The sequence below is a fragment of the Massilia violaceinigra genome (genome assembly GCF_002752675.1).
In the GTDB taxonomy this organism is placed as follows: Bacteria; Pseudomonadota; Gammaproteobacteria; order Burkholderiales; family Burkholderiaceae_D; genus Telluria_A; species Telluria_A violaceinigra.
Map to the genome: position 1 here is coordinate 5,036,200 of NZ_CP024608.1, position 23,102 is coordinate 5,059,301.

The 23,102-nt window shown below is 66.0% G+C and carries 16 protein-coding genes; 11 read left to right on the forward strand and 5 right to left on the reverse strand.

Annotation, left to right across the window (positions count from 1 at the left end):
• The first annotated feature begins 104 nt into the window (after positions 1 to 104).
• Together CR152_RS21770 and CR152_RS21775 are read left to right on the forward strand one after the other, a co-directional pair.
• Positions 105 to 3,113: a reprolysin-like metallopeptidase gene (locus CR152_RS21770; protein WP_229413498.1), complete on the forward strand. Its 3,009-nt coding sequence runs from the start codon at positions 105 to 107 to the stop codon at positions 3,111 to 3,113.
• Positions 3,114 to 3,194: 81 nt separating this feature from the next.
• Complete coding sequence (locus CR152_RS21775; RefSeq protein ID WP_099878446.1) at positions 3,195 to 3,758, forward strand: cohesin domain-containing protein; 564 nt, start codon at positions 3,195 to 3,197, stop codon at positions 3,756 to 3,758.
• A 105-nt stretch (positions 3,759 to 3,863) separates the two neighbouring features.
• Here the strand turns inward: CR152_RS21775 and CR152_RS21780 are convergent, their stop codons facing one another.
• Positions 3,864 to 5,507, reverse strand: a complete 1,644-nt coding sequence (locus CR152_RS21780) for a DUF4394 domain-containing protein (protein ID WP_099878448.1) — start codon at positions 5,505 to 5,507, stop codon at positions 3,864 to 3,866.
• Between the two features lie 309 nt (positions 5,508 to 5,816).
• Here CR152_RS21780 and CR152_RS34310 point away from each other — a divergent pair, with 309 nt between their 5' ends.
• A complete protein-coding gene (locus tag CR152_RS34310) occupies positions 5,817 to 6,341 on the forward strand; it encodes a CPCC family cysteine-rich protein (RefSeq protein WP_099878450.1) in 525 nt (174 codons plus the stop codon).
• 110 nt (positions 6,342 to 6,451) lie between these two features.
• Here CR152_RS34310 and CR152_RS21790 read toward each other — a convergent pair whose 3' ends face one another.
• Both CR152_RS21790 and CR152_RS34315 read right to left on the reverse strand, forming a co-directional pair.
• Positions 6,452 to 8,305 carry a TonB-dependent receptor plug domain-containing protein gene (locus CR152_RS21790; RefSeq protein ID WP_229413499.1) on the reverse strand — a complete coding sequence of 618 codons (1,854 nt, stop codon included), beginning with the start codon at positions 8,303 to 8,305 and terminating at the stop codon, positions 6,452 to 6,454.
• A 103-nt stretch (positions 8,306 to 8,408) separates the two neighbouring features.
• Positions 8,409 to 8,648, reverse strand: coding sequence for a hypothetical protein (locus CR152_RS34315; RefSeq protein WP_229413500.1), 240 nt, complete (start codon positions 8,646 to 8,648; stop codon positions 8,409 to 8,411).
• Between the two features lie 250 nt (positions 8,649 to 8,898).
• Here CR152_RS34315 and CR152_RS21795 point away from each other — a divergent pair, with 250 nt between their 5' ends.
• Both CR152_RS21795 and CR152_RS21800 read left to right on the forward strand, forming a co-directional pair.
• Entirely contained in the window at positions 8,899 to 10,665 is a 1,767-nt protein-coding gene (locus CR152_RS21795; protein WP_099878452.1) for an ATP-binding response regulator, read from the forward strand.
• Positions 10,643 to 16,357, forward strand: a complete 5,715-nt coding sequence (locus CR152_RS21800; protein ID WP_167399933.1) for an alkaline phosphatase D family protein — start codon at positions 10,643 to 10,645, stop codon at positions 16,355 to 16,357. The genes CR152_RS21795 and CR152_RS21800 overlap by 23 nt, the downstream gene beginning before the upstream one ends.
• On the opposite strand, the gene CR152_RS21805 is transcribed toward CR152_RS21800, so the two are convergent.
• Positions 16,354 to 17,058 carry a response regulator transcription factor gene (locus tag CR152_RS21805; protein WP_167399934.1) on the reverse strand — a complete coding sequence of 235 codons (705 nt, stop codon included), beginning with the start codon at positions 17,056 to 17,058 and terminating at the stop codon, positions 16,354 to 16,356. The genes CR152_RS21800 and CR152_RS21805 overlap by 4 nt on opposite strands.
• 232 nt (positions 17,059 to 17,290) lie before the next feature.
• Here CR152_RS21805 and CR152_RS21810 point away from each other — a divergent pair, with 232 nt between their 5' ends.
• The 6 genes from CR152_RS21810 to CR152_RS21835 are packed head-to-tail and all read left to right on the forward strand — an operon-like array spanning position 17,291 to position 22,243.
• Positions 17,291 to 18,820: a hypothetical protein gene (locus tag CR152_RS21810; protein ID WP_157778648.1), complete on the forward strand. Its 1,530-nt coding sequence runs from the start codon at positions 17,291 to 17,293 to the stop codon at positions 18,818 to 18,820.
• Positions 18,817 to 19,401 (forward strand): hypothetical protein, encoded by a 585-nt coding sequence (locus CR152_RS21815; RefSeq protein ID WP_099878462.1) that lies wholly within the window; start codon positions 18,817 to 18,819, stop codon positions 19,399 to 19,401. Before CR152_RS21810 ends, CR152_RS21815 begins: the two co-directional genes overlap by 4 nt.
• 40 nt (positions 19,402 to 19,441) lie before the next feature.
• Positions 19,442 to 19,798 carry a hypothetical protein gene (locus CR152_RS21820; RefSeq protein WP_099878463.1) on the forward strand — a complete coding sequence of 119 codons (357 nt, stop codon included), beginning with the start codon at positions 19,442 to 19,444 and terminating at the stop codon, positions 19,796 to 19,798.
• The gene (locus CR152_RS21825) at positions 19,791 to 20,105 is read left to right on the forward strand and encodes a hypothetical protein (protein ID WP_099878465.1); all 315 of its coding nucleotides are present in this window, start codon (positions 19,791 to 19,793) and stop codon (positions 20,103 to 20,105) included. Before CR152_RS21820 ends, CR152_RS21825 begins: the two co-directional genes overlap by 8 nt.
• Complete coding sequence (locus CR152_RS21830; RefSeq protein ID WP_099878467.1) at positions 20,102 to 21,184, forward strand: radical SAM protein; 1,083 nt, start codon at positions 20,102 to 20,104, stop codon at positions 21,182 to 21,184. Before CR152_RS21825 ends, CR152_RS21830 begins: the two co-directional genes overlap by 4 nt.
• Positions 21,185 to 21,244: 60 nt before the next feature.
• A complete protein-coding gene (locus CR152_RS21835; RefSeq protein WP_099878469.1) occupies positions 21,245 to 22,243 on the forward strand; it encodes a LysR family transcriptional regulator in 999 nt (332 codons plus the stop codon).
• Here the strand turns inward: CR152_RS21835 and CR152_RS21840 are convergent.
• On the reverse strand, positions 22,179 to 23,015 hold the full coding sequence (locus CR152_RS21840) for a type 1 glutamine amidotransferase domain-containing protein (protein WP_099878471.1): 837 nt from the start codon (positions 23,013 to 23,015) through the stop codon (positions 22,179 to 22,181). The genes CR152_RS21835 and CR152_RS21840 overlap by 65 nt on opposite strands.
• Positions 23,016 to 23,102 lie beyond the last annotated feature (87 nt).

The window sequence follows — 23,102 nt, forward strand, 5'->3', positions numbered from 1 at the left end:
CCAGGGCAGTGCTTTCCGGAAGAAAAAGCACGCCAGCCGGAAAAAAGCACAGGAAGAAATCTCACCGAAAGAATCGAACCTCACAAGCCGCGAAAGGGCACCGCATGACAATGAAGCCTCGGAATCCGTTCAACACCGGCGGATTGCAACATCCGCGTAGCGCCGTATGCAAGAAGTCGTCTCTTGCCGTATGTATTGCCCTTGCCTTTGCCGCCGCGCCGTTCGCGCAGGCTGCCGCGGCCGGCGCCTCCGCCGCAGTTCCGGCGTCCACCCAGCGTGCCGCGCCGTACTGGCAGGACGCTGCCGTTTCCGCTGAACGGATGAGCGCCACCAGCGCACGCACGCCGTCCCTGAAGCTCAAGCGCTTCCGTGGCGCCACGCTGGACGCGGCCGGCATGCAGTCGCTGGTCGCCGGTGCCCCGCTCGAACGCGGCAGCAGCGCGCTTGCCAGCACCCAGACGATTTCGCTGCCGCACCCGGACGGCGGGTACCAGCGTTTCACGCTGGTCGAGTCGCCCATCATGGAAGCCGGCCTGGCCGCCAAGCACCCGGACATCAAGACCTACAAGGGGCGCGGCATCGACGACCCGAGCGCCACGCTGCGCATGGACATCACGCCGCTCGGCCTGCACGCCTCGGTGCGTTCGGCCAATGGCGGCTGGTATGTGGACCCGTACTACCACCTCGATACGAGCCTGTACGCCAGCTACAACCGCGTCGACCTGATCAATTCGCACGGCCCGCTGATCGAGGGTGCGCTGGCCGGATCGCAGCTGGCGCTGTCGCATTCCTTTTATAAGGAAGGCGGCGCGGTCGAGGTGCGCGGTTCCGGCTTTGTGCCGGGGGCGACGGTTAACCTGAGCGTGCGCGGCGAAGGCGAAGCGGCCACCTTGCACAGCGTCGCGGTCACGGCCGACAGCAAGGGCGCTGTCACGTTCAGCTTGCCCGCCGGCCGCAGCGGCGCGTTCGAGGTCAGCGCGACCGACGGCAAGACCACCAGCGCCGCCCCGTTCCGCGTGGTGGACGGCGACATGGCGCCCAATGCGGCCGTCGGCGACCAGCTGCGCACCTACCGGCTGGCGCTGGTCACCGACCCGAGCTACGCCAAGCACTTCGGCGGCCCGGCCAACGTCACGGCCGCCAAGGTCACGCTGATCAATCGCGTCAGCCAGGTCTACGAGGATGAAACCTCGATCCGCATGGTGCTGATCGACGCCACCGACGCACTCAATCTCGATAGCGACGCCCAGATGACCGGCGTCGACGGCCCATGCGGCGCGGCGGCGTGCTATACCGTCGCGCAGTCCGAAGGCTGCGCCAGTTCGACCCTGTCGCGCACCCGCGTCGTCACCGGCCTGCTGGCGGGGGCCAGCAACTTCGACATCGGCCACATTGCGTTTGGCCTGAACGGCGGCGGCATCGCCAGCCTCGGCGTCGTCGGCGGCAACGCCAAGGCCCAGGGATGCACTGGCGTGCCCGACCCGGTCGGCGACGCTTTTGCCGTCGACTACGTGGCGCATGAACTGGGCCACCAGTTTGCCGGCAACCACACCTTTAACGGCGTCACCTCCAATTGCAGCGGCGGCAATCGCAATGGCGGCACCTCGGTGGAAGTGGGCAGCGGCTCGTCGATCATGGCGTATGCCGGCATTTGCAGCAGCGACAATCTGCAGCCGCACAGCGACCCTTACTGGTCGCAGCGCAGCTTCGACGAAATCGTGGCCTACACCTCCAGCGCCGAGTCGAACCTCAATGAAGTCCAGGTGGTGGCAATGAGGGGATTCAACAAGGCAGGCCAGCAATTCCGGATCAACGTCAACGGCAACCTGTCCGCTCCTGTCGTGCGCGGCACCAATTACACCACCGCCGGGGTCAAGGCTGCGCTGGAAGGCAGCCCCAACTGGCCAGCCGGCGCCACGGTGTCGGTCAGCGCCCTGTCCGACACGGCGTTTACCGTGACGTTCAACGGTGCGCTGGCCGGCACCAATGTCGCCTCGCTCAAGCTGGTCGACTGCACGGATGGCTGCAGCGGCATGGTTGGTGAAGTCGCCAAGGGCGGCTTGACCACGCGCGGCGGCGCCGTGTCGGCGGCGGGCAACATCGCCCCTGTCGTAACGGTGCCGACCGGCTACACGATCCCTCTGCGTACGCCGTTCGCCCTGACCGGCAGCGCGACCGATGCCGATGGCGACCTGATCACCTACATGTGGGAGCAGAACGACCGCGGCGCTTCCAGCGGGACGGGCTTGACCAACAACGTCAAGCTCAATGGCCCGCTGTTCCGCCAGTTCGGCACGCGCGCAGTCGTTTCCAAAGCCGACTCGCTCGAATACAACTCGGCGGGCGAGAACCACACGACGGCCGACCCGACGCGGGTGTTCCCGGACATGGTGCAGATCCTGGCCAACAACACGAATGCGGTTACGGGCGCCTGCGCCGCTGCCGCGACGCCGCCGAGCGTGGCCGATATCGACTGCTACTCGGAGTTCCTGCCGACCGCCGATTACGTCGGCCTGGCCGGCACCAACGCCTCGCCGCCATCGCTGAACTTCAGGCTCACGGCGCGCGACGGCAAGGGCGGCGTCAGCAGCGCCAGCACCAGCCTGGCGCTGGCCGCGGGCGCCGGGCCGTTCCTGGTCACCTCGTTCGACACGGCAGTGGCGCTCGATTCGGGCTCGGTGCAGAAGGTCACCTGGAACGTTGCCAACACCAACGTGGCGCCAGTGAACACGGCCAGCGTGAACATTGCGCTGTCGCTTGACGGCGGCAAAACCTGGCCGCACCTGCTGGCCGAGGGTGTGCCGAACAATGGCAGCGCCAGCGTCACCTTGCCGTCGGTGACGACGAAAGCGGCGCGGATCAAGGTGGAAGCGGTCGGTAACGTGTTCTTCGACGTCTCGAACGCGGACTTTGCGATCCGTGTGGCGGGTGACTTGAACAACGACGGCACCGCCGATTGCGCCGATCTGGCCATCGTCAAGGCCTCGTTCGGCAAGCGCACCGGCCAGCCGGGCTTCGACGCCCGGGCCGACGCGAATGGCGACGGCGTTGTCAACGCACGCGACCTGACTTACGTAGGACAGCGCCTGCCGATCGGCACCGCCTGCAATTAACCAAACGCGGCCGGCCGGGTGACCGCATCCGGCCGGCCGTTACCGCACAACACGCCCTTCGGGGCAATAGGAAAAAACAAGATGACGATTTTGAAGAAATGCCTGGCTGCCATGCTGCTGGCCGCCAGTACGCAGGCTTTTGCAATTCCAACGCTGTCGCTGAGCGCCTCGCCTGCGCCGGCTACCGTGGGCTCGGCGGTGGATATCGCCGTGAAAATCTCCGACATTGCGGACCTGTACGGCTACCAGTTCACACTCACCTTCGATTCGGCTTTGCTCAAGGCGAACAGCGTCACCGAAGGCGCTTTCCTGGGCACCACCGGCCCGACTTTCAGCGACGGCGGCACGATCGACAACGCGACCGGCATGATTTCGTACGTGTTCAATACGCGGCTCGGCGCGGGCGCGGGCGCCTTCGGCAGCGGCAATCTCGCGCACTTCAGTTTCGATGCCCTCGCCGCGGGCAGTGCGGCGCTGACGTTCTCCGACGTGCTGTTCCTCGACTCCAACCAGAACGAGATCGCCGTGACGGCCGATAACGGTTCCGTGCAGGTCGTACCGGAGCCGGCCACCTACATGATGATGGGCGTCGGCCTGCTGGCACTGGGCGCGATGCGGCGCCGCCAGGTGGGCGCGCGCGCCTGAACCATCGTGCCGGCGGGGTAACCGCCGGCATTGACAATGCATCACGACAGAGGCATGCGCAGGATCACGCTGCCGTGCTTGCTGCGCTGTCGTGATGCGACCAGCTTACTTCAACGATATCGCGATATCGACCACGGCAGCGCCACCGCTGCCGATCACCGACGCCGCCGCATTCGCCGCGCCAGTCACCGGCACTGCCGCTCCCGTTGCCAGATCGACCCTGTAAAGGGTGCTCGGGCCGCTGGCCGTGCTACGCAAGGCCGCCAGCACCAGGCCGTTGGCGCCGCCCGCGATATCCATGCTTGCGTCGCCCACCACATCGAGACCGAACGCGCCGATATTGGTCAACGTGCCATCGTTCGGCGGGTTTTGCAGCGCCAGGTTGTCGCTGCTGGTATCGGCCACGAACAGCATCGTCGCGCTGGTGCCGGCAAAGCTGTTGGTGTAGGCACCCGCGGTGACGACCGGGTTGGCGCCGGCCCGGTTGATGCTGCCGTCGGTGGTCGTGGCGCCCGTATCGACGTTGATGCGCAGGCTCTGGCCGGCATTGCTGATCACGCGCAGGCGGTCGGCCACCGGGTTGAAGTCAACCGCAAACTCGCTGCCGGAGACGATGCTGAAAGGCAGCGTGAGATCGGCGACGTCGGCTGCGAGCGTGGCTTTGGCGGTGGCGACGCCGCTGGTGGTGTCGATGGTCATGATGCGCCCGGCCGACGTGACGGCATACAGCAGGCCGTCTTTTGGACGGATATCGAATCCGAGCAGCTTTTCGCCGCTGTTCAGGCCCGTGATAGCGACGTCGGTGTCGAATTTGGCCGGCGTGGCCGCCTTGAACGATACCAGGCGCGCGCCGTCGGTCAGGCCGAACACGACCGGCACTTTCGGCGTACGCAAAGCCAGGCCCTTGACGCTATCGGTCAGGTCGAGCGCGGCGAGCAGCGTCGCCGCATTCGTTGCGGCACCCAGGTTGATCGCATACAGACCCGTCTTGCCGCCCACGGTCAGCGCGGCCAGGCCGCGGTTGTTGCGGGCGTCGATGTCGAAACCGCCGACGGCGCTTGCCGACACGCCCAGCGCAAGCGGTGCGCTCAGGGTGCCATTGTTGGGCGGGGTCTGGGTATACAGCATGGCGCTGGCGGCGTCGATGACGAACAAGGTGGTGCTGGCGGTGCCGGCAAACCCGTTGGTGTACGCGGCCGAGGTGATCTTCGCCGTGGCCGGGCCGCCGTTGATGTCGCCATCGGTCGTGGCGGCGCCGCTGTCGACGTTGATGCGCAGGTTCTGGCCGGTGTCGCTGACCACGCGCAAGCGGTCGGCCGCCGGGTTGAAGTCGACTGCGAAGTCGGCGCCGCGCAGGGCAGTGAAGGGCGCGCTGGTGTCGGCCGCGTCGGCCACGATGGTGGACCTGACGGCCGCCGCGCCGGTCGAGGGGTCGATCGTGTAAATGCGTCCGCTGCTGCCGACGCCGTACAGTTGGCCATCGACCGCACGGAAATCGATGCCCACGATGGTTTCCGACTGCTGCAAGCCCGACACGGCGACGTTGGTGCGCACGGTATTGTCGGCGTTGAGCGAGACGATCCGGCCGGCGCTGGTCAGCAGCACGGTGTCGCCGGCTTCGACCACCGGTGGCGCCACCACCACCGGCGGCAGGGGCGCGGGGCCGTCGTTGTCGTCGCCGCCGCAGGCGGTCAGGGTCATGGCGATGGCGGAAGCGAGCAGGAGTTTGGTAAGTGGAGCGGTTTGCATGGTCGTGTCCTCGTTTTCTTATGAAAAAGTCACCCGGGTATCGGGCGCGATACACCACATACGCTTCCAGCATGCGATTTGGATTCAATATTCTTGAAAACTTTTTCGTAAAGACGCCTCCAACGGGCGAACGCTGGAACGCCAGGGAGTGCTGCTGGGGCCAGTCGGGCAATCTTTCCCATTTCTCTCACGGTGTATAATTTCCATTAAGAAAAAATCATTGTAGAAAGATGCTGATCGAACCAACGTCAAAGCGCTGTTGCCCTGGCGCGGTAATTCATCGAGTGAGGTTGGTTAAGATGAGGACTTATGACTAGAGACGAAGCAATCAGGCATCTGGTACAACGAGATCTTGCCGGACTTTCGTCCAAGGAACGTTCGAGCTTGTTGCTTGATTGGTGGTCCATTGATGCGGATGATCCTCAATACAATGGACTTCCCGATCTTCTGAAGCTGCTGATTTCACGTTTCGACGAACCGGACGACCCGACAAAGCCGGTCTATGATCCGCTTCTGAAAATCGCCCTTGCGTACAAATACACGGGGGTGATCAACGCGTATTTGCAAAACCAGACCGCACTCCTGGGATGGGATGAGACGATCGAGGGCGACGTTGAGGCGATGGTGGCTTGCCCCTGTTGCGGATACCGGAGCTTGCAAGAACGTGGGGCGTACGATATTTGCCATGTGTGCTTTTGGGAAGATGACGGGACCACTGACTCTGAACGCATCAGTGGCCCAAATCACATGACGCTGGGTGAAGCGCAACGCAATTTCCGACGCATTGGTGCCGTTACAGAGGCATTTCGACGATACGTACTTCCCGACGGCTAGAACCGATATGCATCGGGATGACATCATTGGCCAGGCAACGCTGGCCGCGCAGCCTTTTGATATTCATCCCAGAGCGCAGTCAAATGGTCCCGGCCTGCTGGAAGAACACCTCAGAACTTGTAGCCGGCCCGTGCATAAACAAACCGCCCGGAGCGACCGAACGGCGCGCGGTTCGACCACGGCACTGCCGACGTGGTGGTCAGCGACGCCGGCACCGGATCGGAATACACATCGAACAGATTATCCGCGCCCAGCGCCAGGGTGGCGCCGCCGGCAATCGTATAGCGTGCCTCCAGATTGACCACGGTCTTTGGCGTGAGCACGAAATCGGTAGCCGCGGTGCTGCCCGCCGCCAGCACTTCGCCGTAGCGGGTGGCGTTGAACGTGGCGCCCCATTGCGCCAGTTTCCAGCGCACGCTGGCGCTGATCTTGTTCTTCGGCTGCCCCTCCTCGATACCGAGCATGTTGGCGCGTCCGAACAGGGACGGCGCGGGACTGAGCGCATCGAGCTGCGCCGTAGCCGGCACGCGCGTCACCTCGGTGCTGTTGAAGTTGCCCGCGAGCGTCAGGTCGATCAGGCCGGCGCTGCTGCGCAGCGGCCAGTTGGCCACCAGATCCACCCCGCTGGTGGTCGAGTCGGCGCCGTTGATGAAGAAGCGACCGCCGCCCACGCCGGTGTAGCCACGTGCGCTGAGGAACTGGCGCACGTTCGCTTGCGTCAGGTTTTCACTGAGCACGATGCGGTCGCGAATCTGGATGCGGTAGGCGTCGACAGTCAGGCTGACCGGCCCCAGCCGCGCCACCACGCCGAGCGCCACATTGACCGACTTTTCAGATTCCAGCGGCGTGGCGCCGAGCACGACGGCGGCCGGATCGGATGGGCGGAAGGTGGTGATATTGAACGCCTGGCCATCGATGAAGGTCATCGAGGTCGAGGTGTAGAACTGCTGCTGCGGCGACGGCGCGCGGAAGCCACTTTGCAGCGAGCTGCGCAGGCCGAACGCGGGCGTGAAGTCGTAGCGCGTGGCCAGCTTGCCGGTGACGTTGCTGCCGAAGTCGGAATATCGCTCGGCGCGCGCAGCCAGTGAGGTCAGCAATGCCGGGGTCAGCCTGGTTTCCAGGTCGACGAAGGCGCCGATCGAATGGCGGCCGCTGTCGATGGCGTTGGCCGGCGTGTAGCCGGGGAACACCTGGGCGCCGGCGGCACTGGGGCGACCGTCCGCCAGGGCCACTCCGCCGTGGCGGTACGAGTCCGCTTCGCCGGCCCACAGTTCGTAGTTTTCGCGGCGCGTTTCGGCGCCCACGGCCACGTTGAGCGGCGCGGGCAGGGCGGCCACGGTGACCGGTTTTACGGCCGAGAAATTCAGGGTCGGCTGATCGTAGGCGAAGCCGCCGGCGTCGAACGCAGTCTTGCTGGCGGGGCCGATCGAGCGGTTCAGCGAATTTTCAACCGTGAACGCCATCTTGTTGCGGCCAAAGCCGAGCGAGGCGTCCAAATCCCAAGCCTGCGCGCGCCAGGCAAGGCCGGCCGTAATGCTGAGATCGTCCACGGTGGGGGCGATGACGGGCAGGTAGCCGTCCGGGTGCACCGACAAGATATTTTCGTCCTGCGGCGGACGGCGGAAAAAGCCGGCGGCGCGCGAATCGCGCCGCTGGTAGCTGGCCGAGCCATACAGTCTGGCGTCGCCCTGCAGCGGAATACCGGCGTTGGCGAACACGGTGGCCTGCGTCAGTTCCGGCTCGCCGCCCCAGGTGTCGTAGCGCTGGAAGCTTGGCTCGCGCGGGTCGAACTTGCCGTTCACCAGGGGATACTGCTGGTGCACATCGTAGGCGCTGCGTTCGGTATGCGATTGCTTTTTATATTCGGCCGCCACGGTGAGAAAACCGCCCTCGCCCAGGGTAAAGCCTTTCCAGCCGCTCAAGGTGGTGCTGTGGCCGTCGGTGCGCTTGCGCGACTTGGGCACGTCGAGCGCGAGGCCGGCCGGTGGCGTGCCCGGATTGACCTCGTAGTCCGTGATGCGCGCGCCGCTGCTGGCGCTCAGTTCAGGGCGGCCGACAGGGCTTGGCTCACTTCGGTGGCGCCATGTTGTTGATCAGCTCGGACGTCACTACGTCGGCCGGCGACGCCGTGTCCAGCACGGAACGGTTGGACACGCGGGTACCGGTCACCACCACGGCCGGCGGGGCCACCTCGGCCCCGGCGCCGGCGCTTTGCGCCCAGCCCGTAACATGGAGCGACGCGATCGGCATCGCCAGAATGCTGAGACGGATGCCCGTGGGGCCGCGATGAAAACCGTGTTGCTTCATTGCATGTACTCCTGAGTGATCGGGTGCGCCGGCGCCCGGCTGTGAAGGGGCAGCCACTATAAATTGTGCCTGCCATTAACAGAACGACGCATTTCACATATGCTTAGAAGGCGAGCACAAGGCCGCCGGGCTGGCCGGATGGCTTGGCCTATTGGCCAGTTGGCTTTTCAAACGGCATGCTGTAACGTCATGAGATTCGCGCCGCCGGGCGCCGCAGCGCCTGTGATGCATTCGCTAAAGGGTGGCTTGGATGACTTCAGAAGTCAGGGTTGCAACCGCACACAGCCTCGAAGCCGAGCTTCTCCGCCTGCTTGCGCGCCAGGGCCGCCGCGTGCCGATCCCGGTCTTCCTCGGTGCGGTCATGATCGCCGCGCTGGCGTGGGGACGCGTTCCCACCGTGTACCTCGGCGCCTGGCTGCTGCTCGTGGCGCTGGTGCTGGCCGCGCGCTGGGTCATCCTGGGACGCCTGCCGGCGCTGGCCGACCTGAGCGACGCGCGCCGTCTTCAGATCTGCATCGCCCTGAGCGCCCTGAACGGCTGCACGCACGCGCTGTCGCTGCTGTTCTTCACGGCGCTGCCCGAATTCCAGCGTGCCATCCAGTCCCTGCTGCTGGTGGGGCTGTGCGCCGGCTCGGTTGCCACCACCGCCGGCTATCGTCCGGTGTTTCTCGCTTTCCTGCTGCCGGTGATGGCGCCGCTGGTGGCCCAGTGGGCGCTGATGGGCCATGGCGGCTGGATCGGCGGCGCCACCGCGCTCATTCTGGCTCTCTTCGGCGCGGTGCTGATCGCCCTGGCCAGCGACTCGTTCCGCCTGTTTCGCGAGTCGTTCGAAATCCGCCTGCAGCAGGCCAGCCTGAATGCGCAGCTCAACCTTGCCCTGAGCGCGGCCGAAGCGGCCAACCGCGCCAAGACCCGCTTCCTGGCGTCGGCCAGCCACGACCTGCGCCAGCCGGTGCATGCGCTGTCCCTGTTCGCCGGCGCGCTCGCCATGCAGCCGCTCGATGACGACAGCCGCGACATCGCGCGTCACATGGGGCAGGCGATCCAAACCTTGTCGGGCCAGCTCGATGCCTTGCTCGACGTCTCCAAGCTCGATGCCGGCATCGTCCAGGTCCGCCCGGCGGAGCTTGAACTGGCGCCGTTTCTTGCGTGCGTGTACGACGAATATCTGCCCGCGGCGCAGGCGCGGGGCTTGCAGCTGACGCTCGAGTGCGACTGCGCACCCCTGGTCGTGACCGACGAGGTGCTACTGGGCCGGCTGGTGTGCAATCTGGTCGACAACGCGATCAAGTACACCACGCAGGGCTCGGTCGGCCTGAGCCTGTGCGGGCAAGGCGGCCAGGTGGTCATGGCGGTGGTGGACAGCGGCAGCGGCATTCCCCTTGCCGAGCACGATCGCGTGTTCGAGGAGTTCTATCAGATCGGCAACTCCGAGCGCGACCAGAGCAAGGGCCTTGGCCTCGGCTTGTCGATTGTGCGCCGCCTGGCGGACCTGCTGCGGATGCGCCTCGAAATGGTGTCATTCCCCGGCGCCGGCACCAGTTTTTACCTCGTATGCGAGCAGTCCGGCCAGCAAGCCGCCGGCGCGCGCCCCGCAGCCGCGCCCGCCGCGCCGATTCCCGGCCGGCACGTCCTGGTGGTCGACGACGATGCCTCGGTCCGCGCCGGCATGCAGGCGCTGCTGCACGGACTGGGCGCGCAAGTCACGCTGGCCGGCAGCACCGCCGAAGCCCTTGCGGCGGTTGCGCAACGCTGTCCGGACCTGCTGCTGGTCGACTTTCGCCTGCGCGACGGCGACAACGGCCTGGCCACCGTGGCCGCGCTGCGCCAGCTGTACCCCGCGCTGCCCGCCATCCTGATCAGCGGCGACACCGCGCCCGACCGCCTGCGCGAGGCCAACAGCGCCGGACTTCCATTGCTACACAAACCCGTCGCCGCCGACGTCCTCAGGCAAGCCATGGACGATGCCGGCGCACTTCAAGCGAGCGCTTGCCATGGACCAGACGAACAGCGGTAAACGGGCGCCGGCATGGCTCTCGCAAGGTGTCGAACACCTGTTTTCCACGCTCAAGGAAGAGGGCGAGCCGGCGATCGATGTCGACGTGCTGATCGTCGGCAGCGGCTACGGGGGCGCGGTAGCCGCGGCCGGGCTGGCCGGCAGCGGCAAGGATGGCAAGCCGGTGACGGTCTGGGTGCTCGAACGCGGCAAGGAATACCTGCCGGGCTCCTTCCCGGGCCGCATGAGCGAGCTGGCTGGCCACGTGCGTGTCAGCATGCCGAACGGGGCCGCGCCGAGCGGCGAGCGCGAGGGCTTGTTCGATGTGCGCGTGGGCGGCGATGTCAGCGCGCTGGTGGCCAACGGCCTGGGCGGCGGATCGCTGATCAACGCGGGCGTCATGGTGCGCCCGCGCGGGGCGCCGCTCAAACAACTGGCCGCGCTGGTGGGCGACCTGGAACCATACTTCGTCAGGGCGCTCGACGCGTTGGGTGCGCAGGTCGGCGGCGAGGCGAATACCATCGAGAAGCACGCCGGGCCGCCGCCGGCCAAATACGAGGCGCTGCGCAAGATGGCCGGCCGGCTGCAACCGGGCGATGGCGTGTTCAGCCCGGCCGCCATCACGGTCGCCATGGGCGAGCGCGCCAGCGCCGCCGGCGTCGGCTTGTCCGCCTGCGCCATGTGCGGCGACTGCGCCACCGGCTGCAACCTGAACGCCAAGGAGTCGCTCGACACCAACCTGCTGTACAAGGCATGGAAGCAGGGCGCGAAACTCTACACCGGGGCCACGGTGCTGCGCGTCGAGCGCGACGCCAGGCTGGGCGGCTGGTGCGTGCACGTCAACTACACCGACGCCAAACTGCGCGCGCGGCGCGACTTGCCGTACAAGATTCGCGCGCGCAAGCTGATCCTGGCGGCCGGTACCTTCGGCTCCACCGAAATCCTGCTGCGCTCCCAGAGCGACGAGCTCAGGTTCTCGTCGAAGATCGGCCAGAAGTTTTCCAGCAACGGGGACATGATCGCAGTCGCGTACGATGGCCCCGATCCTGTCAACGGCGTGGCGGACGAAGCCAAGCCCCCGCGCGAGCGTGAGGTTGGGCCGACCATCACCGGCATGGTCGACCTGCCCGGCAAACCCTCCGACCTGCTGATCGAGGACATGGCGGTTCCGGGACCCTTGCGCCGCCTGTTCGAGGAAATGGCCACTACCGCCAACACCCTGCATGAACTCGGCCGGCTCGATGCCAGCGTTCATACCGGCTTGCCCGACGAGCGCGATCCGTGCGCGGTCGACCGCGACCGGCTGGGGCGCAGTGCGTTGCTGGCCGTGATGGGCGACGACGGCGCGGGCGGGTGGCTCGAACTGGTCGGCGGCAAGGACGACGACAGCGGCGACGGCGCGATCCGGGTGCGCTGGCCAGGGCTGCGCGACCATTCACTGTTCCAGCATCAGGTGCGGGCACTCGGCGGCGCAGTCGACAGCGGCAATCCCGGGCCTGGCCCGAACGGGACTATCCTCCCGAATCCGCTGTGGAAGCTGCTGCCCGAATCGATGGAATTCCTGCTGTCGAACCGGCGCGGGCCCTTGTTGACCGTGCATCCGCTGGGCGGCTGCACTATCGGCGCGAGTGTGGATAATGGCGTGGTCAACGATTGCGGCGAGGTGTTTCGCGCGCTGACCGGCGATGACGACACCGTGCACGATGGCTTGATGGTGCTCGACGGCGCCATCCTGCCCGGCGCGCTCGGCGTCAACCCGGCACTGACCATCACGGCGCTGGCGCTGCGCGCGATCGACAAGCTGAAACGGAAATGGGAGTGGGATACCCCGCCGGCCGCCAAGTCTGCCGCCGCACCCTTGCCGGTGACCCGGCCGCGCTTCCGGGCAGAACAGGAACCGGAGAAACCACGCCCGACCACTGCCCAGTTCATCGAGCGCATGTCCGGCCCGGCAACGCTGGTCGACCGCCACGGCGTCAAGCTGCACTGCATGATCGAGCTGAGCCTGCATTTTTCCGCCATCGACCTGGCCAGCCTGGTGCTGCCGCAGGCTGGCCAGGCGGTGCCGATCAAGCGCGCGTTGCAGATCGATCCCGCGACCAGCAAGCTCGAACTGTTCGACGTCAACCGGTGGGACGACTGGAAACTGCGGCGGGAAGTGCCGGGCGAAACGCCGCCGCGTCCATTGCTCAAGGCTGCTGTGGCGGGAACGCTGCATTTCTTCCACCGCGGAGCATCCACGCCGGCGCAGCGCCGCTCGAACAGTGTGCTGCCCTGGCTGCTCAACCGCGGCTTGCGCGACTTGTGGCAGTGGGGCGCCGAGCGCTGGTCGCAGGGCAGCCTGTCGTTCACGCGCGAGACTGCGCGCCAGTTGCAGGGCGAATTGCGCATGCGCTACGACAACGCCATGGCCCTCGCGTCGCATGCCGGGGAAGTGCGCCTGTTCGAGTACGCCATCGATATCGGCGCAACCGACGTCGTCGACCCGCGTCTGGCCGCCAGCAAATTCTCCGGCCAGCGCATTCTCGGCACAAAACGCTTCACCTACGCGCGTGCCTCGAACCCGTGGAACCAGCTCATGCGCATGGAGGTCGACTCCTTTCCCTGCCTGAGAGCGGGCACCCGGCCCGAACTGGAGCTCGATACCAATTTCCTGGTGCGCGAGAACGTGGCGCTATTTCGCATCCTGGGCCAGCAGGACCAGCCGGCCGCGCTGGCCGATGTGGTGTCGCTCGGCGCCTACCTGCTGCGCCTGCTGCTCAGCATCCACGTGTGGAGCCTGCGCAAGCCCGATGCGACGCCGATGCGCGTGCCCGCGCGCCTGCCGGGCATCATCCCCGGGCTGCCGCGCCCGGAAATCACCGAGATCGAAGTCGACCAATTGCCCGACGGTACGCCGGTGCATGTGCGGTTGACGCGCTACCGGTGCGACGAACGGGACCCGCATCGCCCACCTGTGGTGATGATCCATGGCTACAGCGCCAGTGGCACCACCTTCGCCCACCCGGTGGTGAAACCGAATATGGCCAGCTACCTGTGGAAGCGCAAGCGCGACATCTGGATCGTCGACCTGCGCACCAGCAGCGGCATGCCGCATGCGCGCCATCCCTGGACGTTCGAGGATGCGGCGCATGCCGACATTCCGGCCGCAATTGCCCATATCTGCCGCGTCAGCGGCTTCGGCTATCTGGACGTGGTGGCCCACTGCATGGGCGCGGCCATGATCAGCATGGCCATCCTGGCCGAGCCGGGCGCAGGCGAGCGCTTTGCGGCGGAGCGGCTGGACATGAATAACCGCATCCGGCGCCTGGTGCTGTCGCAGGTGGGGCCGCTGGTGGTGTTCAGCCAGGCCAATATTTTCCGCGCCTACCTGCTCGGCTTCCTGCGCCAGCTGTTGCCGCTGCGCGGTTTCGCCTTCCGGGTCGAGGGCGAACCGAGCCTCATGGACGAACTGATCGACCGTCTGCTGGCCACGACGCCGTATCCGATGGAAGAGTTTCATCTGGAAAATCCTTGGTTGCCATGGGGTAAGGCCGATTTCGTGCGCACGCGCCACCGGATGGACGCGCTGTACGGGCGCGACTTCAGCCTGTGCAATGTGGACCGGCCGGTGCTCGACCATATCGATGACTTTTTCGGCCCGCTGAGCATCGACACGGTGTCGCAGGCCATGCATTTCGCGCGCCTGAAAACCATCACCAATCGCGCCGGGCGCAATGTCTACGTATCGCGCGAGGACATCAAGAAACGCTGGATCTTCGATACCATGAGCGTGCACGGCATGGACAACGGCCTGTCCGACCCGGCCACCCTAGGCCGCATGGACGCCATGTTCAAGGACACCTTTTTCGCCTACGTCACCCGGCCGATGGAAGGATTCGGCCACCAGGACTGCTTTATCGGGCGCGACGCGCACAAGGTTTTCGCGGCCGTGGACGCGTTCCTGGGGCCGGAGACGACCTCGCTGGCAGATTACAAGATGAGCGAGTCGGCCGGTCCCGACCGCTGGTCGCTGCGCACGCCCTGGAGCGGACCGGTGCGCACCAGCCTCGACACCGCGAGCGGCTTCCAGGTCGGGGCCGGATCGGACCCAGCCTACACACGCGCGGTGCTGGTCGCCTTCATTCCGGTCACGACGGACGGCGAGCATTACCGCATATGGTCCGGTACCCCCGGCGATTCCCCCAGGGCCGCCTTGCTGCGCGGCCTGCAGCTGTTTGCCGGCGTGGCCGACGAGAATGGCTGGATGCAGTTTGCACCCACGCCGCCGTCCGCCGCCGCATCGGGCGGCCCGGACGGGCTGCTGATGCTGCTTTTCTATGACGAGAAGCCGACCTTCTTCGACAACGGCGCGCCGTCGCCGCAGTTCCACCATCCGTCCTTGCGCGGCAGGGAACTGATGGGCCTGCTGCGAGACCGGCGCACCATGGCCGCTCCTCCCATCCTGCCGGGCAACCCGCTGGCGCTGGCGGCGATCCTCGCCGAGCTGCTCGATTTCGTCGACAAGATTGTCGACGACATCGCCAGCAGCATCGAGCGCGAACTGGTGGCCAGTCTGGCGGAGAGGCTGGCGCCCGGCCTGGTCGGTTTCGGCACCGGGGCCGCCGGCAGGGATACATCACGCCTGTGCTTTGCCATGGGCAGCTGCCAGTATCCGGCCGGTCTGCTCGACCAGGGACCGGCGTTCGCTTCCTTCCGGCGCCTGGCCGGGCGGCTCGATGGCGATGACGGCACGGCACCGGCCTTCCTGCTCCTGCTCGGCGACCAGATCTACAGCGACGCCACGGCCGGCCTGTTCGACCCCAGCGCGCTGGACGACCGTTATGTGCGGCCCTATGAAAAGCTGTTCGCGAACAAGCACGTCAAGTCGGTCATGCGGCGCCTGCCCACCTTCATGATGCTGGACGATCACGAGATCATGGATAACTGGGAACCGCTGGCTCATGCACGGCGGGTCGACCCCAACCTGACGGCGGGCCGCTCCGGCTACCTGCGGTTTCAGCGCACGAACGCGCTGGTGCCGTCGCTGGGAACGGCGCAAGCCCCGCACAGCCTGGAGACGGGGACGCCCCTGCATGGCTTTGCCTTCTTCATCGCCGACACCCGCACCGAGCGCACGGCGCGTTCCGCGAGCACGGCCGGCAGCGCGACCATCATGAGCGAGCGCCAGTTCAAACTGCTGCTCGACTGGCTGCTGGCCCAGCACGAGGCCGATGCGGACCGGCCGAAATTCATTGCATCGCCATCGATCCTGGTGCCGCGCCGGCTGCGCGCGGTCCACGGCGGCCCGGGCGCGCATTGTCTGCGCTCGGACGCGTGGGACGGCTATCCGGCATCGATGCAGCGGCTGCTCGCCCACATCGGCGGCCATGGCATCGGCAATGTGGTGTTCCTGTCCGGCGACGAGCACCTCTCCTGCAAGGCGACATTGCTGATCCAGCCGCCGGGCACGAAGCCGGCGGTCACCGTGCGATCGTTTCACAGTTCGGCCCTGTACGCGCCTTATCCGTTCGCCAATTCGATACCGGAGGACCTGGCCGACAGCGGGGAAACCTTCAGCTTCGCCGATCCGGCGGGAGCGTTCCCCGGCCAGTTCGACTGCACATTGGCGCAGGTGACATATGCGAAAGGCGACGGTTTCGCGCTCGTGACGGCCGAACAGCGCACCGGCCGCTGGGACATCGACTGCAGCTTCGACCGCGCCCCGCCTTAGCAGGCGCTGCGGCTGTGCTCAGGCGGGCGGGCGCTCGCCTGGCACGACTGCATGTCGGGAAACAGTTGCAGGCGGTTGGCCTCGTACACCGCCGCCGTGCGGTTGAGCACGCCGAGCACCTTGAACGCAATGGCCAGGTGATGCTTGACCGTGCTCGTGGTCACCCGCATTTCACGGGCAATCACCTTGTTGCTTTGACCCCGGATGGCGCTGAACAGGGCTTCCCGCTGACGCGGCGAGAGCGCGTCGAGCACCGGATTGTGCGGGGGCGGCGGGCGTGGAGCCGGCTGCGCGCCCTGAATTTGCGGGCGCGGCAGTTTGCTCGGCAGCGCCACGCCGCCGTGCAGCACCGTATCTAACGCCTCAAGCAGGGTTTGCAGGTCGGACGCCTTGCACACATAGCCGGCGGCGCCAAGTTCGATGGTCTGAAAAACGATGCGCGGATCGGTCTCGCCGGAAACGATCACGATGCAGGCGGTATCGAAGGCCTCGCGCAGGATGGCCAGGTTATCCATGCCGTCGTTGCCGGGCATGTGAAGGTCGAGCAAGATCACGTCGAAGCGCTGGCCGGCGCCGGCGTAGTCCAGTGCCTCCTCGCGGCTTTGCGCCACACACAGCGTGTTGCCCTTCTGCAGGCGGTCAAGCGCCATGGTCAGGCTTTCCGTGAACATCTTGTGGTCATCGACAAGCAGCAAGCGCACGACTGGCTCCTTTGAAGAAATCGCCTGGACTAATGCTGTGTCCGGCACCCTGGCCACATGGCCAGTTGACCCCGTAAGGCTAGCACATTGTGCTTCCGGAATGGGCCCTCGGACTGGCCATTCGGACAATTTCCCTGGCAGGTGCAACTTCCTATACTGAGCTCCAGTTACCGGCGGCGGACTGCGATGCCAACCGGACTGTCTTCCATCTGATCCGGACAAGGGAATCAACATGAATACTTTTCTTCGATTGGGATGCGTACCGCTGTGCCTGGCGTTGTCGGGCTGCGCCGGCATGCACCTGTACAGCGAAAAGCGCGACCAGCAAGGCAAGGACTTGAAGGCGGCGTGGGCCAAGGTGGACCTGAACAGCTATTTCACGGCCATGCATGAGCAGCGCAAGAAATTGCTCAAGGCGGACATCGATGCCATCGCCGGCGCCCGCAGCGCCGAGGTCGACAGCGCGCTGGTGCTGCTGCTCGACGCTCCGGTCGCTACGGGCGGCCCCAACGCGAGAACGTTTTATTCGACACTGGACGGCGAGCTCAAGGAGCTCGCTGCCACGCCGGACGCCTCCGGGTTCCTGGGCGCGGTAAAAAAATGGAAGAGCCTGTCGCTGCAACTGCAGGCGAACCGGGCCAGGCAAACCGCGTACCGCACATTGCTCAAGGCGGAAGGCGCCGACGCCCCATCCTGCCGCGCGGTCAATGCTGCCGGCAGCGGCGAGCTGAGCAAGTATGCCACGGAGTATCTTGGAGAACTGCGCAAGCTGTGCGCAAGCGAAGTAACGCTCGCTGGCGGACAGGATGCGCTGATCGCCAGGCTACCGGCTGGCTCGCTGCTCACCAGCGCCAAAAACACCGTCGATCTCGAGCAAAAGTATGCTGCTCTCAGTGCCGAAGCCGACGCTTCGATGGCGCAGTACCGCGCCTCGCTGGAGGAGTATGCCGCAGCGGTGCGCGCCAGCCAGCCCGGCACCGCTCCTTCCGTGCGCTTGACCGAACTCGGCAAAAAGGTGCGCGCCGCGCTGGCACAGATGGCGACGCTCAACAACGTGCTCGGCAACGAGGCGCTTGCCAATGACCGCGTCAAGCGCATCGACGCCATCCTGCGCAAGCTGGGAACCACTGCCGATCCCGGCAAGGACGCCACCCGCGCCGAACTGGCGGCGGTCCTGGTCACGCGCGTCGCCGACGATGTCCAAGTCCTGGCCGATCTGCAAAAACCGCTGGTTCCGATGAGTCTCCTGATCCGGCGCGACCTGGAGAAAAACCGCGCCGACCTGGCTACGGTGCAGGCGGATCTTGTGCGCAAGGATATCGAGCTGGTGCGGGCCGCTCAAGCGTCCCGGGTGGCCGAGGCAGTCGAGCTGCTGGTGGCCCGGTCAAGGCTCGACACCCTCAAGCCATGCTACAGAAGCATGAGCTTCCTCGACGCCATCGCCTTCCCGGCGGTCAAGGTCAACCCCGCTTGCGACGACGCCGACAGCCGGGCAGCGCTGTATGAAGCCGCCGGCCGCTATGCGTATGCGATCGGCGACCAGCGTGCCCGGACATTGCGGCTGGACGAATTGCGCCGCGACCTCAAGCGCGAACGGCAGCTCGCTTTCGCCCAGGCCAACGCCGGCCAATGGGCGGTCCTCATCGATGCCACCGCGGGACAGGCGGTGGCGTACGCGGCATCCGGCCAGAAAGCGTCCGATTACAAAGACCTGGTCCAGGCGCTGTCCCTGCTCTGGATCGGACGAGGAGTGAACAAATGATGATCCGCTATTTACCGTGCATGACGGCCGCGCTGCTTCTTGCGGGCTGCGCCACCTCGCCGGTGGCGCTGGAAGAAGCGCAGCATGGCCTTTCCCTGACAGCCCAGCTCAAGCAGGAGCTGGCGCTGTACGCCAGGCGCCAGGCCGCCGTCGACGACATGCGCAAGGAGCAGCTCGGCGACGACATCGAGACCTACAACGCGCGCCTGCTCGACTTGCCGGGAGACGATCAGCTATATGAGTTCAGCGGCCAGACCAAACGGCTGGCGGCGCTCAGGCAGTTACGCAGCAGAGTGGCATTGCTGAGCGCTGCCGTATCGGCGAAGGAAGCGGGCGTGGCCCACGTCGAGGAACTGATCAGCCAGCTGGTGACGCCGCTTCCTCCGGTGGGCGAGGCCCTCGGCGCGACCGGCAAGGCGTTCGGCTCACTGGGCAAGGAATTGCCGTTGGCCGAGCGCGCCGCGCTGGCGGCATCGTTTTTTGAAGAAGTGCGCGAGGAAGCAAAGAAAAACCAGGCCGCGGCAACCGATATTGCCGCTACCGCAGCCAAGGAGCTGCCAACGCCCCCGGCCACGCCGTAGCCACTACCACTGTATCCCATCCACCAACTAGGAGAGCATCATGTCCGACTCAGCAATTCCCTGGCTGCAAAGCATCGAAACCATTTTGCAGCGCGCCATCGCCGACGTCACCGTCGAATACGAAACAGCCAGCCTGAAAGACCGGGCGAAGGTGTACATGGTGCTGGCCAAGTTGCGCGAGCGCCGCAACACGGTCAACAACGCCATCATCGACATCCTGCAAGAAAGAATACAGATCCGGCCGCCGTCGGCCGACACGGTGACGCGTACCAAGGCATTGACCGACGCGCTGCAATTGTTGGTTTTCACCATCGAAAAATACGATGCCGTGCTGAAACTGCTGTCCGATCTGTCGGTCCTCATCACCAAAACCATCATGGAGCCCGCACATGTCTAAGCCAAACGACCTGAACACTGCGCTGACGGCACGCCTGCGTTACCACTACACCAAGGAGCAGATCGCCGACCTGACCGATTCGGTGGCCGAGCTGCATGGCATGGGGTTCAAATTCGACGACATCTTCCCGGATGGCATACTCATGCCCGACGCCCTGGTCCTGAAAACCTCGGTGCCCATGGCCGGGCTGGGGGCGGCGATCCTGCAGATCCAGAAGCATCCGGATTTGCGCCGTATCGAGATTTTCCCCTACGGCATCCCGATGCGCGATCTGTGGCGTGTACATGTCAGGGTCGGCCTGAAATGAGCGCCGCCGCCACGCCCGCCGCCGGCCCGACCGCCAGCGCCATCTTTCACCTGCATCCTTTACGCAGGTGCAACCTGGCGTGCGCGCACTGCTACTCCGACAGTGCGCCGCATGCTGCCAGCCTGCTCACTCTAGAGCAGGCGGCGGGCGCGATCCGGCAGGCGGCGGCGTGGGGCTACACCCAGCTCGCCATCTCGGGTGGCGAACCGCTGCTCTATCCATGGCTGGCCGATGTCGTGGCGCTGGCGGCGGACTGCGGCATGCAAACGGCCCTCGTCACCAACGGCCTGCTGGTGCCACACCGGGGCAACCTGGACATCCTGCGCCAGGTTGGCACGGTGGCGGTCAGTATCGACGGCCTTGGCACCGCGCACGATGCCTTACGCCGGCGGCCGCGCGCCTTCGCCGGCGTGTTGCGCACTCTCGGCCTGCTGGCGAATGCCGGCATCGGCTTTCACATCATCTGCGGCGTAAGCGGCGAGAACCTCGACGACGTCGATGAACTGGCAGCGCTGGCGTGCGAGCGGGGTGCCTCGGCGCTCCAGCTGCACCCGATCTCGGCGGCGGGGCGCGCGCGCACCACGATGGCCGACGCGGTGCTGGGGCCCGACGACGCCAACCTGCTGTACCTCGCCGGCACGCTGCTGGCGGCGGCGTACGCGGGGAAGATGGGCGTGCATACCGACCTGGTGCACCGCAACGATGTCATGGCGCGGCCCTGCACGATCTACGCCCGCGCGGCCAGCGCCAGCGACGCGAGTGCGCGGCCTGCCGACCTGCTCGGCGTGCTCGTGCTCGAACCCGACGGCACGGTCAATCCGGTCAGCTTCGGCTTTGGGCCCCTGTACGGCCTGGGGAATATTCTGGAGCAGCCGCTCGGATCGATGTGGGAAGCGTGGCTGGGCGACGGCTACCGCCGGCTGATCCAGCTGGGGCGCGGCCTGCTGGCGGACCTTGCCGCGCAATCCGGTCCATCCGTGTTCAATCCCAGCGATGTGCTGCGCCTGGCCTCGCATCGTATCGGCGCGACACTCCCGCGCCGCGCCGCAGCGCGGGAGGCGGCGGTGGCGGCGAGCTGAACGGCCGCAGTGGAAGGATGGGATAATAGGCAACGAAGAACCGGTTCAGGAGACGTTGTCATGCTCATGCTGTCGAAGCACCTACCCAGCACCAGGACCTTGCAGTGCTACCTGGCGGTGGCGCAGGAGCTCAATTTCCGCCGTGCCGCGGAGCTGCTGAACATGTCGCAGCCGCCGCTGTCGCGCCAGATCAAGGGCCTGGAGGACATGCTGCGGGTGCAGCTGATCGTGCGCGACACCCACCGGGTCAGCCTGACCACGGCCGGCGAAGCCTTCAAGGAAGAGGCGTACAAGATCCTGCTGGCGCTGGACCTGGCCGTGGCCGGCGTCAAGGCAGGCTTGCATGATGACGATGCGGCCATGGTGCGCATCGGCCTGACCAGCGTGATCAATCATTCCCTGATGCCCGAGCTGAACGCGCTCGTCACCGATCCGGCTTTCACCGGCGGGCGGGCGCTGGAGCGCGCCTGGTCCAGGCGCCTGGTCGAGCGCGTGCGCGGCGGCGAGCTCGATCTGGCGATCGTCGGCGACATCGTCCCCCCCACCGAAGACCTCGCGGTCGAGACGGTCGGCAGCGAACCGATGATCCTCGTCCTGCCGGCGTCCCACCCGGCCGCCGCGAAGACCGAGGTGGACCTGGCCGAACTGGGCGCCACGCCCCTGTTCTGGTTTTCGCGCACCGACAATCCCGCCTTCTACGACAAGTGCGAGCGCAGCTTCAGGCATTTCGGCTATGCCGCCCCGCGCCGACTCGAACCGAAAGATTTCACGATGCTGCTGGCCTCGGTGGCGGCGGGCGAGGGCGTGGCCCTGTGCCCGCAGTCGATGCAGGCCACCTCGCGCATCGGCGTGGCCTATCGCGCGCTGCCGCCGGCACTGGCGCGCCTGCTGTCGATCGACGTGCAGGTGGTCTCGCGCGCGCACGAAACGCGCGCGGCGGTGCTCGACAAGGTCGAGGCCATCCGCACAGCACTCGGCGCCGCGCCGTCCCGCGTTACTTCAAGCGCTCGACCAGGGCTTGACCGACTTGCAGGGCCGATGCCGGATTCTGGCCGGTGATCAGTTCACGGTCCGTGACCACATGGCTGGTCCATGGCGCCGCATTGCTGCTGTAGCGCGCGCCGGCCTGCTCCAGCGCGCTCTGGGGCAGCAGTTTCATGTTGCCGCCTTTCAATGCCGCCTTCGCCAGCGCTTCTTCCTGATTGCTGATCACAGTCATGCGATAGCCCGCGTAGATCCAGCCGGTTGGCGTGGCCTTGCTGCCTTGTTCCATGCGGCCGATGGCGCTTTCCGGCTTGTTCAGTGCCGACAGCAGCGCCGCCGGGCCGTGGCAGACCAGCGCCGTGGTTTTGCCGGCCTGGTGGAAATGGGTCAGCAGGCGCCCGAGCGCGGCGCTGCGGATCAGATCCTGCATCGGCGCGTGGCCGCCTGGAACATACACCGCGTCATAGCGCGCATAGCCGATCTGCTCGACCCGCGCCAGGCTGATGACCGGGGAGCGCTGGCTTGAGGTGATGTCGAGCTTTGCGATCAAATCCTGGTGCTGCTTCAACTGGGCCGCATCGCCTTGAAAATACATGGGATCGAGCGAGGTGGCGTCGACCGTGGGCGCCTTGCCGGTGGGCGTGGCGAACGTCACCTCGTGGCCGGCGTCGAGCAACAGCTTGAGCGGCTGCGCCAGCTCATTGAGGTAAAAGCCGGTCGGGTAGGTCTTGCCATCCTTCAGGTCGAGGCGGTCCGAGTCGGACAGCACGACCAGCACGTTGGCGGCCTGGCTGGCGCCTGCCAGGGTGAGCAGCAGGGCGGCGATGAGGGGTTTCAGTCGATTCATGGTCAGGTTCCATCGGTAGTTGGCGTAGGTAAGACTATATTCAAGCCTTCAAAGGAGATAAACTACCTGCGGTAACAATGATTAATT